Source organism: Bacillus sp. jun7 (assembly GCF_051034795.1).
Taxonomy (GTDB): domain Bacteria; phylum Bacillota; class Bacilli; order Bacillales; family Bacillaceae; genus Bacillus; species Bacillus velezensis.
In genome coordinates this window covers 3,795,810-3,809,972 of the sequence record NZ_CP093219.1, presented here as the reverse complement: position 1 = coordinate 3,809,972, position 14,163 = coordinate 3,795,810, and the positions used below count along the sequence as shown (strand labels likewise).

The 14,163-nt window shown below is 46.7% G+C and carries 14 protein-coding genes and 1 pseudogene; 1 reads left to right on the top strand and 14 read right to left on the bottom strand.

All coding sequences use genetic code 11. From position 1 onward, the window contains the following. Positions 1-64 precede the first annotated feature (64 nt). The 8 genes and pseudogenes from MJQ52_RS18975 to rpsU form a co-directional block, all read right to left on the bottom strand. On the bottom strand, positions 65-1,024 hold the full coding sequence (locus tag MJQ52_RS18975) for a PhoH family protein (RefSeq protein ID WP_003152970.1): 960 nt from the start codon (positions 1,022-1,024) through the stop codon (positions 65-67). Beyond that, positions 988-2,212, bottom strand: a pseudogene (gene yqfD, locus MJQ52_RS18970) (sporulation protein YqfD). The gene MJQ52_RS18975 and the pseudogene yqfD overlap by 37 nt, the downstream one beginning before the upstream one ends. Before the next feature lie 17 nt (positions 2,213-2,229). Continuing rightward, positions 2,230-2,511: a sporulation protein YqfC gene (gene yqfC, locus MJQ52_RS18965; protein WP_003152966.1), complete on the bottom strand. Its 282-nt coding sequence runs from the start codon at positions 2,509-2,511 to the stop codon at positions 2,230-2,232. A 56-nt stretch (positions 2,512-2,567) separates the two neighbouring features. Then, positions 2,568-3,002, bottom strand: coding sequence for a hypothetical protein (locus MJQ52_RS18960; RefSeq protein ID WP_070082126.1), 435 nt, complete (start codon positions 3,000-3,002; stop codon positions 2,568-2,570). A gap of 27 nt (positions 3,003-3,029) precedes the next feature. Then, positions 3,030-4,022: a flotillin-like protein FloA gene (floA, locus tag MJQ52_RS18955; protein WP_003152961.1), complete on the bottom strand. Its 993-nt coding sequence runs from the start codon at positions 4,020-4,022 to the stop codon at positions 3,030-3,032. A 24-nt stretch (positions 4,023-4,046) separates the two neighbouring features. Continuing rightward, positions 4,047-5,363 carry an NfeD family protein gene (locus tag MJQ52_RS18950; protein ID WP_046559884.1) on the bottom strand — a complete coding sequence of 439 codons (1,317 nt, stop codon included), beginning with the start codon at positions 5,361-5,363 and terminating at the stop codon, positions 4,047-4,049. 121 nt (positions 5,364-5,484) lie between these two features. Then, a complete protein-coding gene (locus tag MJQ52_RS18945; protein WP_094247720.1) occupies positions 5,485-5,931 on the bottom strand; it encodes a GatB/YqeY domain-containing protein in 447 nt (148 codons plus the stop codon). A gap of 14 nt (positions 5,932-5,945) precedes the next feature. Beyond that, positions 5,946-6,119, bottom strand: a complete 174-nt coding sequence (gene rpsU, locus MJQ52_RS18940; protein ID WP_003152957.1) for a 30S ribosomal protein S21 — start codon at positions 6,117-6,119, stop codon at positions 5,946-5,948. 171 nt (positions 6,120-6,290) lie between these two features. On the opposite strand from rpsU, the gene MJQ52_RS18935 reads away from it, so the two are divergent. Beyond that, positions 6,291-7,217, top strand: coding sequence for a Na/Pi symporter (locus tag MJQ52_RS18935; RefSeq protein WP_070082128.1), 927 nt, complete (start codon positions 6,291-6,293; stop codon positions 7,215-7,217). 37 nt (positions 7,218-7,254) lie between these two features. On the opposite strand, the gene mtaB is transcribed toward MJQ52_RS18935, so the two are convergent. The 6 genes from mtaB to grpE form a co-directional block, all read right to left on the bottom strand. After that, complete coding sequence (gene mtaB / locus MJQ52_RS18930; protein WP_014305444.1) at positions 7,255-8,610, bottom strand: tRNA (N(6)-L-threonylcarbamoyladenosine(37)-C(2))-methylthiotransferase MtaB; 1,356 nt, start codon at positions 8,608-8,610, stop codon at positions 7,255-7,257. Next, positions 8,610-9,380: a 16S rRNA (uracil(1498)-N(3))-methyltransferase gene (locus tag MJQ52_RS18925; RefSeq protein ID WP_094247719.1), complete on the bottom strand. Its 771-nt coding sequence runs from the start codon at positions 9,378-9,380 to the stop codon at positions 8,610-8,612. Before MJQ52_RS18925 ends, mtaB begins: the two co-directional genes overlap by 1 nt. Positions 9,381-9,402: 22 nt before the next feature. Beyond that, a complete protein-coding gene (gene prmA / locus MJQ52_RS18920) occupies positions 9,403-10,338 on the bottom strand; it encodes a 50S ribosomal protein L11 methyltransferase (protein WP_077722610.1) in 936 nt (311 codons plus the stop codon). A gap of 23 nt (positions 10,339-10,361) precedes the next feature. Next, positions 10,362-11,489, bottom strand: a complete 1,128-nt coding sequence (dnaJ, locus tag MJQ52_RS18915) for a molecular chaperone DnaJ (RefSeq protein ID WP_003152895.1) — start codon at positions 11,487-11,489, stop codon at positions 10,362-10,364. A gap of 185 nt (positions 11,490-11,674) precedes the next feature. After that, on the bottom strand, positions 11,675-13,513 hold the full coding sequence (gene dnaK, locus MJQ52_RS18910) for a molecular chaperone DnaK (protein ID WP_003152893.1): 1,839 nt from the start codon (positions 13,511-13,513) through the stop codon (positions 11,675-11,677). Between the two features lie 24 nt (positions 13,514-13,537). Continuing rightward, complete coding sequence (grpE, locus tag MJQ52_RS18905; protein ID WP_003152892.1) at positions 13,538-14,113, bottom strand: nucleotide exchange factor GrpE; 576 nt, start codon at positions 14,111-14,113, stop codon at positions 13,538-13,540. Positions 14,114-14,163: the final 50 nt, after the last annotated feature.

The window sequence follows — 14,163 nt, the reverse complement described above, 5'->3', positions numbered from 1 at the left end:
CTGAAACATCAGGAACACATCATATAAAAATGACCCGATAACGGGAGATCGGGTCATTTTCGCATTACTTTTGCTTATCATAAGCTTCAATAATTTTTGCAACAAGCGGATGCCTGACCACATCTGTCTGGTCAAGTTCAATCACGGAGATGCCGTTTATGTCCTTCAGCATATCCTTCGCTACTGCAAGTCCCGATGTGACGCCTTTCGGCAGGTCAATTTGGCTTACGTCGCCCGTAATGATCATTTTAGAGCCAAAACCCAATCTCGTCAAAAACATTTTCATTTGAGCGGGAGTGGTATTCTGGGCTTCATCAAGAATCACATACGCGTCGTCAAGCGTCCGCCCTCTCATATAGGCAAGCGGGGCGATTTCGATAACCCCTCTTTCCATAAGACGCTCCGTATGGTCGCTTCCGAGCACATCATGGAGCGCGTCATACAGCGGGCGCAGATAAGGATCTACTTTTTCCTTTAAATCTCCGGGCAGAAAACCGAGGCTCTCGCCGGCTTCCACAGCGGGTCTTGTTAAAATGATTTTTTTAATGTGGCCGTTTTTTAAAGCATGCACCGCTTTTACGACCGCCAAATAAGTTTTGCCGGTTCCCGCCGGCCCGATGCCGAACACCATGTCGTTTTTCTTCATCGCCGCCACATATTCTCTTTGGCCGAGGGTTTTGACACGGATCGGTTTGCCTTTTGCCGTTTTCGTTATTTCCTCTTCATACATGCTTTCAAAATAGTCCAGTTCATCTTTTTTTGCCATTTTCACGGCATACAGCACATCACGTTCCGAAATCTCGATCCCCTTGCGAATTAAAGTAAGGAGCGAGCCCAATAATCTGTCAGCGATCTCAAATGTTTCATCATTCCCGGAAACGTAAATGGTTTCACCGCGTGTGATGAGGCTAATGCCCAGATCCTTCTCCATTAAATGTAAAAAGGCATCTTGGCTGCCGAACAAAGAAAGTGCTTCGTCCGGGCTTTTCAGTTTGTGATTAATCGCAAGTAAATGTTCTGCCATTCTTTAGTCTCCCTGAACAATAGGTGTGGTTTGAACGATATCTTCTATAACTTGGTAGAGAATAATCAACTTTACTTTACCATTCTCAACGGATTGGTGCAAAACTTTTTCACTTTCCACCTCTCCGCTGCCGTTTAATCGCTTTTCTACATCTTGTCTTCCCATTTTGATACCGGCCTGAACCGCTTCGCCTTTCGTATAAGTCCGCACGGTTGTTTCACTTTCTCTTGTCTGTTCTTGAACGTAAGACACCGGAAGCTTCATCCCCAGAAATTGAAACGGGTGCTTTTCTTCCTCTGTTTTCGGATGTTTCAGCGGCTCCTCATTAAATTCAAAGCCCCAAAAAGGCACGCCCCATGATCCGAAAGACAGCTTGTGCTTCGTCCTTACTTTACCCGTATATAGCGTAAATGATGTTTCAAGAGGCACGGTTACTTCAGACTTGTACCATGTTTCTCCGTAAATTTCCGCTTTTGAGGCGACTTTCCGGTCTTCATTTCCGATCAGTCCTGAGACGAGAAGCTGTCCTTTGTCAACGTGATCGTTCACAAAAGCCATCGGCTGCCCCTTTTGCACGAACATCCTTTTGATGACCGCCTTCTTTTTGGCAACGATATGGCGGGGGCTCACGTACTTTTCTTTTGTCGGTTCGTTTTTTTCGACCACTTTCATATGAAGGGCTGTCCCGTTCAATTCCACACCGACCCACGTAATATTATCAATGCCGTTTGTTAATGATTTTTGAATTTTCTCCGGCGTCATCATTAAAAATTGCAAACGGCCTTTTTTCACACCGATTTCTTCAAGGTGCTTTACCATCTGATGCTCGGTTTCGGGCTTGGCCCCTTTAATATCAATGTCCCAAATCATGTTGGACAAAAGAAACAATATAACGAAAAACATCACAAATCCCGCAGTGAAGCCCAGGTTTAATTTTGATTTGAGAAGCAGAAAGGGAAGACCCTTTCTTTTTGTAAAGCTTGCTTTGCATTCATGTTTTCTGATGACTCTTCTGAAAGCATGTACATCTTGAAGCTGAATCATCAGCAGAACACAGTCTTGCTTTTTTTTCACCGCAAAGATGGCGATTCCGTTTCTCGTGCATTCATTCAGCAGCCGTTCAATCCCTTTTCCTTTGACTTCCATTTGGACTTTACCTGAAAAAAATGACAGCCATTTGTTTTTCACATTATTTCCCCCCGGCTTTATGAATCGACATATCGTACGTGATCTATCGTGCCTTCCAAAAGGATTTCCTCTGGAAGGATTGCCTTAATGACCAAGTTTTTTCCTGATATGATACATTGCCCCTGCTTGAGCATCAGCCTGACTTCTTCTTCGCTGAACAGCAGGAGGCCTCTGTGATTCTCTATGTAGATATGAAGTCTGCCGACCATCGTAATACGAGGCAGATCCATCATAACGTCCGGGGGAATTTCCAATGCTCTTGTCAGCCATGCCTTTACACGATTCTTTCTTTGCCCCATAAAAAAAGAACCCCCTTTCATCTCATATGTATGATTTGAAAAGGGGTTCTAACACTTTATTTTTTACCGATGTTCCGCATGGTCCGATGCGGTTTTTTTGCACGGGGCGGACCCAAAACCTCACTGAATATAATGCCTTGGACCGCAGTTTCTTTATTTATTTTGAGGGCTGATTTCTTCAGAGATGCGTTTCGTGCGCGTTGAGATGTCAGCTTATGTTCAAGCCCGTTAAACATCTGCTCCGTCTCCGCTAGGCGCTTTTCAGCTTCCCTTCTTTTTTGCTCAAAAGGGTTCTCTTCTGAAACGGCAGGCAATTCTTCCGCTTCCGGCTTATGCTCTTTCTGCGGCTGTTTTTGATCCTGCTTTTTTGCCTGATTTTCGGGACGTGTACCCGGCGGCCGTTTTTCATCTTTGTTTTTCTTGCCGAATATTGCCGATATAATGCCGATGACGGCGGCAATGACGAGCGGATTTGTCAGAATCTCGTGCATATAGCGGCTCCCTCCTTAATAGAGAGGTTATTGTTGGTCTTCATCTTGCTGGTCATTCGTCAGCTTGCCGATAGAATCCCTCATGTCCGTATCCGCGTCGATATTTTTTATGTTCATATAGTCCATGACGCCGATGTTTCCTTCACGCAGCGCTTCTGCCATCGCAAGCGGCACTTCGGCTTCTGCTTCCACGACTTTTGCACGCATTTCTTCTACGCGAGCGCGCATTTCCTGCTCTTGGGCGACCGCCATGGCACGGCGCTCTTCGGCTTTGGCCTGCGCAATGTTTTTGTCTGCTTCTGCCTGATCCGTTTGAAGAATCGCTCCGATGTTTTTGCCGATATCAACGTCGGCGATGTCAATCGAAAGAATTTCAAAGGCGGTGCCTGAATCCAGCCCTTTGCCAAGTACGGTCTGCGAAATCATATCAGGGTTTTCCAGCACTTTTTTATGATTACCCGAGGAACCGATTGTCGAGACAATCCCTTCTCCGACACGGGCGACAACCGTCTCTTCTCCCGCTCCTCCGACAAGGCGCTCGATATTGGCTCTTACGGTGATTCTGGCTTTTGCTTTTACTTCAATTCCGTCCATGGCGACACCCGCGATAAACGGTGTTTCAATGACCTTCGGATTGACGCTCATCTGTACGGCTTCCAATACGTCACGCCCGGCCAGGTCAATGGCTGCGCAGCGTTCAAATGTCAGCTCAATATTGGCGCGCTGTGCCGCAATCAGGGCATTGACCACCCTGTCGACATTACCACCGGCCAGATAATGGCTTTCGAGCTGATTTGTTGTTGCGGATAGGCCGGCTTTGTGCGCTTTAATTAACGGATTGACAACGCGGCTTGGTATGACGCGCCGCAGCCTCATTCCGACCAAAGTAAAAATGCTGATTCTGACTCCTGCCGCAAGCGCCGAAATCCATAGCATCACCGGTACAAAGGTGAAGAATATGGCTAACACGATTATGGCAGCTGCAACTATTGCTAAAATCGCCAAACTTGACAGTTCCATCTAATTCCTCCTCAAGGTTATCATCTATATTTCTCTCACGACAATGCGTGAGCCTTCCGCTTTCACTACTTTCACCTGTCTGTCTTTTTCAGTGAACGATCCTTCCGAGACGACATCCAGACGTTCATCATCAATAATGACGGTGCCTGACGGTCTGAGGGCTGTAGCGGTAATGCCGACTTTCCCCAACAGCTCCGTCCGGTTCTGATTTGAAACATAACCGCTCTCCGTGCTTGTTGAATCAGTTAATATTAATTTTTTAAAGAATTTCATTCGTTTCCCCAACACCCTTGTTAATATGATAAAGGCTGTAATAGACACAGCAATGGCGATCAAGAGAGAAACCGCCATTACGGTAAAGCTGCCCGCAGCGAGAAAGAGGCTCGCGATGACGCCTGCAATACCGATAAGACCGATTATGCCTCCGGGCAGAAATATCTCTAAAAGGATAAAAACCAATCCCGCGCAAAATAAGAATACGCTGTCATAGCCGGCGAATCCGGCAGCGATATGCCCGGTGAAAAACAGCAGCATGGCCGTCAGTCCGACGGCACCCGGTATCCCGAGGCCCGGCGAGAACAATTCAATGGTCAAACCAAGCAAAGCAAGCGTTAATAAGACGGGGACAACAAACGGATTTGTCAGCCATCTGCCCAGTTTGCCGACGAAACCTTCTTTTGCATGGTGAACATCCGCTTTGTCAAAACCGAGCTTTGTATATAAAGCATCAAGGTTTGAAACCGTGCCCTCCGAATATCCGACTTCCTTGGCTTTTTCAGCTGTCAGTGTCAGCAGTTTTCCCTTTGGGGCGCCCGCTTCCTTTGCATTGATGGCGGGATCAGCCATAGCCAGGGCGTATTTCGGATTTCGGTTGTTTTTAACCGCTGCGTCCTCCATTTCTGCATGCCACAGTGATTGAGCCTTTTTGTCCGCCGCGTTTCCTTTTCCGTCAATGATGGCTGCGGCACCCATTTTTCCGCCCGGCGCCATATAGATTTCATCTGCCTGAAGCGCTATATACGCTCCGGCAGAAAGCGCCCGTTTATTAACGTAAGCGGTAACAGGCACATCCGCGCGGCCGATGATATCCGCAATATCCAAGGCTGATTGAACGGCGCCTCCCGGTGTATTGATGTCAAGAATAATGTGTGACGCGCCGGACTCCTTCGCTTCTTTGAAAGAACGCGATAAAAACGAGGCGAGCCCCTGTTCGACATTTTTCTCAACCGGGATGACATAAACCGATGGATGATCAGCTTTCGCGTTCAATTGAACCCCTAATAAAGATAATACAAATAAGCCCAATAGAGCAACAGCAATTCCGGTTTTTTTTCGGAACAAGGCAAATATACCCTCCTTCCCGTTTCGTTCTTCTTTATATACGTAACAAATGTACTTTAGTTTCATTTTTTATGTATAAAAAAAGACATCTCTCTAGGAAAGATGTCTTTTTTCTTGTCAATTAAGATAATTGACTGCTGACAAGTCTGTTAATTACGCTGCCGTCAGCTTTACCTTTTACTTTAGGCATAATAGCACTCATCACTTTGCCCATGTCCGCTTTGGAGCTCGCACCGACTTCAGCGATGGCTTCATTTACAATTGTCTGCAGCTCTTCTTCAGAAAGCTGCTTCGGTAAATAAATTTCTAAAATGTCCAGCTCTTTTTGAACTTTATCTACTAAATCTAAACGATCAGCGTTTGAAAATTCATGGAGGGAGTCTTTACGTTGCTTAAGTTCACGAGATAGGACAGTAAGTTCCTCATCCTCGGTCAAACTGTCTTTCTTAAGCTTAATTGCTTCGTTTTGAAGTGAAGCTTTCACCATTCGAACGACAGTCAGTTTGTCTTTCTCACGGCTTTTCATATACAGCTTCATATCTTGGTTAAGTCGCTCAAGAAGACTCATAAATCCACCCTCTTTTAGAATTTGCGTTTTCTAGCAGCTTCTGACTTTTTCTTGCGCTTTACGCTAGGTTTTTCATAAAATTCGCGCTTTCTTGCTTCTTGCAAAGTACCTGTCTTTGATACACTGCGTTTGAAGCGACGAAGAGCATCTTCAAGCGATTCGTTTTTTCTAACGACCGTTTTTGACATTCTCTTTCCCTCCCTCCGAATACACCAATCGACTACCTTTAAAAAGATACATATATAAACATGTACTTTGACATTATAATATAAGCCATCAGTCAGGTCAACTAAGCGAGCTCACTTTTCCGTCATGAATAAGGCTGCTTGTCTATATAATGATGGAAAGGGGTGTTTCGTTTGATAATACTGATTCTCTTTACCGCACTTATCCTGTTTTTTTTACTCGGAATGAGCCTGCTCAGGCAGGGCCTGATCGCATTAACGTATTCAAAAATTGAGAAAAGCCTGCTCTTATTTACCGACCACCCTTTGAAAGCTTTTCTCATAAGCATCATATTCACCGGTTTTCTTCAGAGCAGCTCAGCCTTCATGGTCATTGTCATCGGCTTTGTCAGCGCAGGCGCTTTATCTTTTAAACGGACCATTCCGATGATTCTCGGCACGAATGTCGGCTCCACATTTACGACGGAGTTTTTAGCCATAAAGATGGATGTGCTCATTTGGGTGCTTTTTATCGGAGGCCTTGTGTTTATCCTCATCCGTAAATATCCGTTCAGGCAGATCGGTATAAGCTTCCTCGGTCTCAGCATCATCTTTTTTTGCATCACATGCTTCAGCCGACTTGCCGTTCCGCTGACAGAAATGAAGGCGGGGGCGGAGGTTTTGCGCCATGTGAATGATTCGAGCTGGTCCGCTCTTTTTATCGGTATGATATTGACGGCAATCATTCATTCAAGCTCCGTCTGCATCGGCATTTTGATGAGTTTTATGAACGAAGGGGTGATCGGCATTGAACAAGCGGTCAGCGTCGTTCTGGGATCTAATATCGGGACATGCGTCACGGCCGTCATGGCTGCTGTTTCAGGCGGTTATGCCGCCAGACAGACCGCCGGTGCTCACGTAGTGTTTAATATTCTCGGCGTGCTGCTCGTCTTTCCCTTCCTGTCTGCATCAGCAGGTATTACGGAGCGCTTGTCTGATGATCCCGCGCAGATGATTGCGCATTTCAGCCTGTTATTTAACGTAGTCACCGCCTTATTGTTTCTGCCGTTCACACATTTGTTTTACCGGCTGATTGACAGGATGATTCCTCCGAAACCGTAAAAAAACCGATGCGGGAAGGCACCGGTTTTTTTATCTGTTATGAAGACATGCGCATGTTCCGGGTCATTTCATCCTCAACGACGCGGACGAATTGTCCTTCATTATACGGATAGCCCGCTTTTTGAATTTTGACTTTGACAAGTTTGCCGATTACATCTTCCGTGCCTTTGAAGACGACTTTCATGTAATTGTCCGTATAGCCGACGAACATGCCGTCCTCATCAGACTCTTTAAACGCCTCTTCCGGAATGATTTCCAGAACCTCTCCTTCATAATCGGAGGCGTATTCTTTGGCAAGCTGGTCAGACAGCGCAATCAGCTTATGCACCCGTTCGTTTTTCACGTTCTCGTCAACCTGGTCTTCCATTCTGGCCGCAGGTGTTCCGGTGCGTTTGCTGTAAGGGAATACGTGAAGCTCTGAAAACTTATGTTCTTTAATGAACCGGTATGTTTCCATAAATTCTTCTTCCGTTTCACCCGGGAAACCGACGATGACATCAGATGTGACAGCAAGACCCGGCAGCGCTTCTTTCAGCTTATTTAAACGGTCCGCGAAAAATTCCATCGTATATTTGCGTCTCATCCGTTTCAGAACGGTGTTTGATCCTGACTGAATCGGGATATGAAGGTGGCGGACGATTTTATCAGACGCGTCCAGCACTTCAATCACTTCATCAGTGATTTGGCTTGCTTCAATAGATGAAATTCTGATCCGCTTCAGTCCTTCTACACGTGTATCAAGCTCGCGGAGAAGCTTGGCGAAATTATAATCTTTCATATCTTCGCCGTAGCCGCCCGTATGAATCCCCGTCAGGACGATTTCTTTATAGCCGGCATCCACCAGCTGCTGCGCCTGTTTAATGACTTCTTCCGGATCGCGGGAACGAAGCAGACCGCGCGCCCAAGGGATAATGCAGAACGTACAGAAGTTGTTGCAGCCCTCTTGGATTTTTAACGACGCTCTTGTGCGGTCAGTAAAAGCGGGAACATCCAGCTCTTCAAACACGCGTGCTTTCATAATATTGCCGACGCCGTTGATCGGCTGACGCTCTTCCCTGTACTGCTCAATGTAACCGAGCATTTTTTCACGATCCTGCGTGCCGACGACGATGTCAACACCCGGTATGGCCATAATTTCTGCCGGAGAGGTTTGCGCATAGCACCCTGTTACGCAGATGACGCCGTCAGGATTTTGGCGGATCGCCCGTCTGATGACTTGACGGCTTTTTTTATCTCCCGTGTTTGTTACCGTACATGTATTAATGACATATACATCTGCTGTCTGTTCGAATTCTTTTCGTTCATAACCCGCATCTTTAAACAGCTGCCAGATTGCTTCTGTTTCATAATGATTGACCTTGCAGCCAAGGGTATGAAAAGCAACAGTTGCCATTACTGATCACCTCTTAATAACTCTGTATGATAGGAAACTGCGCTTAACGCGTAAAGAGGCGCAGTTTCAGTCCGTAAAATTCTCGGTCCGAGGCCGCATAAGACGGCGCCTTTTTCTGAAAGCTGATGAACTTCAGACTCAGTCAGACCGCCTTCAGGGCCGAATACGATTAAAAGAGACGAACCTTGCGGAAGGCTTTTAAGCTCCGCGGCGAAAGCGCCCGTTTCTCCCTGCTTTGATGACTCCTCGTATGCAACGACACATTTATCGACATTCTCCGCCATTTCAAGCAGCTGCCGGAACGTATAAACGGTTTTCACTTCGGGAATTTCATTGCGGTACGATTGCTCCGCCGCTTCCTTCGCGATTTTCGCCCATCTCTCCCGCTTTTTCTTTGCCTTTTTGTCGTCTAGCTTAACGACGGATCTGGCGCCCTGAAAGGGGATGAACATACTAGCCCCCAGCTCGGTCCCTTTTTGGATAATCCATTCAAGCTTATCGCCTTTCGGAAGGCCGCTGGCAATCCTGATCTTCAAAGGCAGTTCACGGTTTTCACCCGTCCATTCAGCAATGCTGCATGATATATGATCTTTAGAAACCGCTTTGAGCAGGCATAACGCTTCATGGCCGTCTTTCGAACAGCAGATTATCCGGTCTCCCGCACTCATTCTCATGACGTTCGCTATATGGTGGACGTCTTCCCCCGTAATTTGAAAATCGGGAGTTTCGTCCATCTCCTGCTTCGTGAGCTCGATAAAATATCGTTGCATACGCTGTGACACCTACTAACTGTTATTTTTTCGCGATGATGCTGACCCAATCTTCCATAGACAGAATTTCTGTGATGGTAAAGCCGGCTTTTTCCAACGCTTCTTTTACTTCCTGTTTTTTCTGGCCGATAATGCCTGAAGTAATAAAATGGCCTCCGTCTTTGAGCAGGTCGTACGCCTGTGATGTAAAGCGGAGAATCACTTCCGCCAAAATATTTGCGACAATGACATCATGTTCGCCCGTGATGCCGTCTAACAAATTGTTCTGCTTCACTTCGGCCGTATCACTCACTTTGTTCAATTTTAGATTCAGACGCGCGCTTTCAACAGCGACCGGATCAAGGTCATATGCATGAACCGATTCGGCCTCAAGCATGGCGGCCGCGATGCTTAAAATTCCTGAACCGGTGCCGACATCAATGACATGGTCGCCTTTTTGAACGATACGCTCAAGCGCCTGAATGCACAGAACGGTTGTCGGATGCGTTCCCGTACCGAATGCCATGCCCGGATCCATTTCGATAATCAGTTCATCGGTATTCACGGGTGTGTACGTTTCCCATGTGGGTACGATCGTGAATTTTTCAGAAATTTTCACCGGATGATAATACTTTTTCCAAGCTGTCGCCCATTCTTCTTCATTAACTTCAGAAATGGTGATTGTGTTTCTGCCTAAATCAATGTCGTACAAAAGCAGATTATTAATCGTCTCTTTAATGCCGTCCACCGTTTCGCCGAGGAAACTGTTAATCGGCAGATACGCTTTGACAATGACACCCTCATCGGGGTAATCATTGGGGTCGAGCTGGTAGATTTCCCCGTAAACATTCTCACGCTCTTTCATTAAATCAAGCGGATCTTCGATGACAACCCCGCTCGCACCAGCTTCATGCAAAATATTTGAGATGGGTTCGACCGCTTCATGTGTTGTGTGAATGCTGATTTCGGACCATTTCAAAACTACCAACTCCTATCCAATCATTACTCGCCTTTAAATGCGCGTTTTACTTTGTCAAAGAAACTCATTTCTTGTTCATCCGGCAGGTTTCCGCTGACTTCAGCGAACTCGCGGATGATGTCTTTTTGTTTGTCTGTCAGATTCGTCGGTGTGACGACGCGGACGACAATGTGTTGGTCGCCTTGTCCGTAGCCCCGGACGTTCTGAACGCCTTTGCCTCTTAATCTGAATTTCGTGCCGGTTTGTGTGCCGGCAGGTATTTTCAATTTCACTTTTCCGTGAAGCGTCGGCACTTCCACTTCGTCTCCGAGTGCCGCTTGGGCAAACGTTAACGGCATTTCGCAATAAATATCGTCTCCATCGCGTTCAAAGAACTCGTGGGCGCGCACATGGAATACGACAAACAGATCTCCCGCAGGCCCTCCGTTTACGCCAGGTTCACCTTGGCCCGGAACGCGCAGCTGCTGTCCGTCATCCACACCGGCAGGAATCGTGACATTGATTTTTTTCCGTTTTTTCACTTTGCCCGTGCCGCCGCAGTCAGAACACTTGTTTTTGATGATTTTTCCTGTTCCTTCACAGTGGTGGCAGACTCTTCGGTTAACCACTTTGCCAAACGGCGTGTTCTGTTCGACGTTCAGCTGGCCTGAACCTCCGCAGTGCGAGCACGTATCCGGCTTTGTTCCCGGCTTTGCGCCCGATCCTTTACATGTTTCGCAATTCTCTTCGCGCGGAATTTCAATGATCGTTTCTTTTCCGAAAGCCGCGTCTTCAAATGACAGGGTCATTGTATACTGCAGATCCGCGCCTTGCCGCGGCGCATTCGGGTCACGGCGTCTCGTGCCGCCTCCGAAGATGCTTGAGAATATGTCATCGAAACCGAAGCCGCCGAAGTCTCCGCCGCCTCCGAAACCGCCGCCGAATCCCTGGTTAGGGTCTGTATGGCCGAATTGGTCATATTGAGCGCGTTTTTGGTCGTCTGAGAGCGCTTCGTACGCTTCTTTTACCTCTTTGAATTTTTCATCTGCTCCGGATTCTTTATTGATATCAGGATGATATTTTTTTGAAAGCTTCCGATAGGCTTTTTTGATTTCATCCTTTGAAGCGCTCTTACTTACCCCAAGCACTTCATAGTAATCACGCTTACTCATCTCGCTTCACTCTCCCGAATTTCTCACATAAATTAGATTGTATCATTTTGAATTATGTTTTTTCAATTCCTTTTATCCCGGGCAAGAAAAAAAGTCAAAGCCAAGAGATGCCTGACTTTGACTTTCTGTCTGTTGAATCAGAATATGCTGTGTGTTCTTCCGCCTAAAGCCATGCGGGAAAGAACTTATTTTTTCGTTTCGTCGTCTTTTACTTCTTCGTATTCCGCATCGACAACGTTGTCATCCGCTTTTTTGCCTTCAGCGTTTGCTGCGCCTTCAGCCTGCTGCGCTTTTGCCGCTTCTTCATAAAGCTTCATAGAAAGCTCTTGAACGATTGTTTGAAGCTCATCTTTTTTCGCTTTGATGTCTTCAATTTCGTTTTTCTCGATAGCGGCTTTCAGCGCGTCTTTCGCGTCGTTTGCTTTTTTCACTTGCTCTTCGTCCACTTTGCCTTCCAGATCTTTTAATGTTTTTTCCGTTTGGAACACAAGCTGGTCAGCTTCGTTGCGGACTTCGATTTCTTCTTTTCTCTTCGCATCAGCGTCAGCGTTTTCTTCCGCTTCTTTTACCATGCGTTCGATCTCATCATCAGAAAGACCTGAAGAAGATTTGATTGTAATGTTTTGTTCTTTTCCTGTGCCTAAGTCTTTCGCTCTTACGTTTACGATACCGTTTTTGTCAATATCGAAAGAAACTTCGATTTGCGGTACGCCGCGCGGTGCAGGCGGGATATCAGTAAGCTGGAAGCGGCCGAGCGTTTTGTTGTCCGCAGACATCGGGCGCTCACCTTGAAGCACGTGAATGTCAACAGCCGTTTGGTTGTCAGCTGCAGTTGAGAATACTTGAGACTTGCTCGTCGGAATTGTCGTGTTGCGGTCGATCAGTTTCGTGAACACGCCGCCCATTGTTTCAATACCGAGAGAAAGCGGTGTAACGTCAAGAAGAACAACGTCTTTTACGTCTCCCGTGATGACGCCGCCTTGAATCGCTGCACCCAGCGCTACAACTTCATCAGGGTTTACGCCTTTATGCGCTTCTTTACCCGTTTCTTTTTTGATTGCTTCCTGTACGGCAGGAATACGTGTTGATCCGCCGACAAGGATAACTTTGTCGATTTCGCTCGCAGAAAGATCCGCATCTTGAAGAGCCTGACGGACAGGAGCCATTGTGCGCTCAACAAGGTGAGCGGAAAGCTCTTCGAATTTAGCGCGGGTCAGTGTCAGCTCAAGGTGAAGAGGACCTGCTTCTCCCGCTGTGATAAACGGTAAAGAAATTTGTGTGGATGATACGCCGGAAAGATCTTTTTTCGCTTTCTCAGCCGCATCTTTCAAACGCTGAAGCGCCATTTTGTCTTTTGAAAGATCAATGCCGTTTTCTTTTTTGAATTCTGCTACGAGATGATCGATGATGACTTGGTCAAAGTCGTCCCCGCCAAGACGGTTGTCACCGGCAGTTGAACGGACTTCAAACACGCCGTCGCCAAGTTCAAGAACAGATACGTCAAACGTACCGCCGCCAAGGTCGTAAACAAGAATCGTTTGGTCTTCGTCCGTTTTATCAAGTCCGTATGCAAGCGCTGCTGCAGTCGGCTCGTTGATAATACGCTCTACCTCAAGACCGGCGATTTTACCGGCATCTTTTGTCGCTTGGCGCTCTGCATCGTTGAAGTATGCAGGAACCGTGATAACGGCTTTTGAAACTGTTTCGCCGAGGTAGCTTTCAGCGTATGCTTTCAGATGCTGAAGGATAATAGCTGATACTTCTTGAGGCGTGTAGTCTTTTCCTTCGATTTCCACTTTATAGTCAGTACCCATATGGCGTTTAACAGACATGATTGTGTTAGGATTTGTGATTGATTGGCGTTTCGCCACTTCCCCTACTTGGCGCTCGCCGTTTTTAAATGCAACGACTGACGGAGTCGTACGGTTTCCTTCAGCGTTGGCGATTACTGTAGGCTCTCCGCCTTCAAGCACTGCCACACATGAGTTTGTCGTACCCAAGTCAATTCCGATTACTTTACTCACTTTGAATTACCTCCTGCTATGTAGTTATTGATTCACTTTTACCATTGAAGGACGGATGACGCGATCCTTCAGTTTGTAGCCTTTTTGCAGTTCTTCGATAACAATATTGCTGCCGAAGTTTTCATCTTCCACCTGCATGACGGCTTGGTGAAGGTTCGGATCAAATTCCTGACCGACAGCTTCGATGGCTTCAACGCCTTCTTTTTCAAGTGCGTCCATCAGCTGACGGCGGACCATTTCCATACCTTGCAGCAAGCTTTTTGTCTGCTCGCTTTCAGCTTCTACCTGTAACGCCCGTTCAAAGTTGTCGAGAGCCGGAAGGATTTCCGTTACGACGTTTTGAGAACGGTATTTCTGAGCAGCTTCCATTTCAAGGCGGCTGCGTCGTTTATAGTTTTCAAAGTCTGCTTGAACACGCAAAAGCTTGTTTTCTTTTTCATCAAGCAAACCCTGCAATTCATCAATTTGGTGCTGAAGGGCTTCTTCCTGACCTGCCGTTTCTTCATGCTGCTCTTGTGAAGCCGCTTGTTCTGCCTGTTCTGTCACTTCTTCTTGTTCTGCTGCTTCAACCTGTTCTGCGGTTTGTTTTTCTTCTGACATTGTGTTCACCTCCCTCAAATGCTGTAAAAAGATGACTGAAAATGATTGCC

Excerpts from the sequence above, each read along its gene's own strand:
- MJQ52_RS18945 (WP_094247720.1), bottom strand. The coding sequence starts at position 5,931 with ATGAGTCTTCTTGAGCGACTTAACCAAGATATGAAGCTGTATATGAAA.
- floA (WP_003152961.1), bottom strand. The coding sequence starts at position 4,022 with ATGGAACTGTCAAGTTTGGCGATTTTAGCAATAGTTGCAGCTGCCATA.
- MJQ52_RS18975 (WP_003152970.1), bottom strand. The coding sequence starts at position 1,024 with ATGGCAGAACATTTACTTGCGATTAATCACAAACTGAAAAGCCCGGAC.
- dnaJ (WP_003152895.1), bottom strand. The coding sequence starts at position 11,489 with ATGAGTAAGCGTGATTACTATGAAGTGCTTGGGGTAAGTAAGAGCGCT.
- MJQ52_RS18925 (WP_094247719.1), bottom strand. The coding sequence starts at position 9,380 with ATGCAACGATATTTTATCGAGCTCACGAAGCAGGAGATGGACGAAACT.
- yqfC (WP_003152966.1), bottom strand. The coding sequence starts at position 2,511 with ATGGGGCAAAGAAAGAATCGTGTAAAGGCATGGCTGACAAGAGCATTG.
- MJQ52_RS18960 (WP_070082126.1), bottom strand. The coding sequence starts at position 3,002 with ATGCACGAGATTCTGACAAATCCGCTCGTCATTGCCGCCGTCATCGGC.
- rpsU (WP_003152957.1), bottom strand. The coding sequence starts at position 6,119 with ATGTCAAAAACGGTCGTTAGAAAAAACGAATCGCTTGAAGATGCTCTT.
- grpE (WP_003152892.1), bottom strand. The coding sequence starts at position 14,113 with ATGTCAGAAGAAAAACAAACCGCAGAACAGGTTGAAGCAGCAGAACAA.
- mtaB (WP_014305444.1), bottom strand. The coding sequence starts at position 8,610 with ATGGCAACTGTTGCTTTTCATACCCTTGGCTGCAAGGTCAATCATTAT.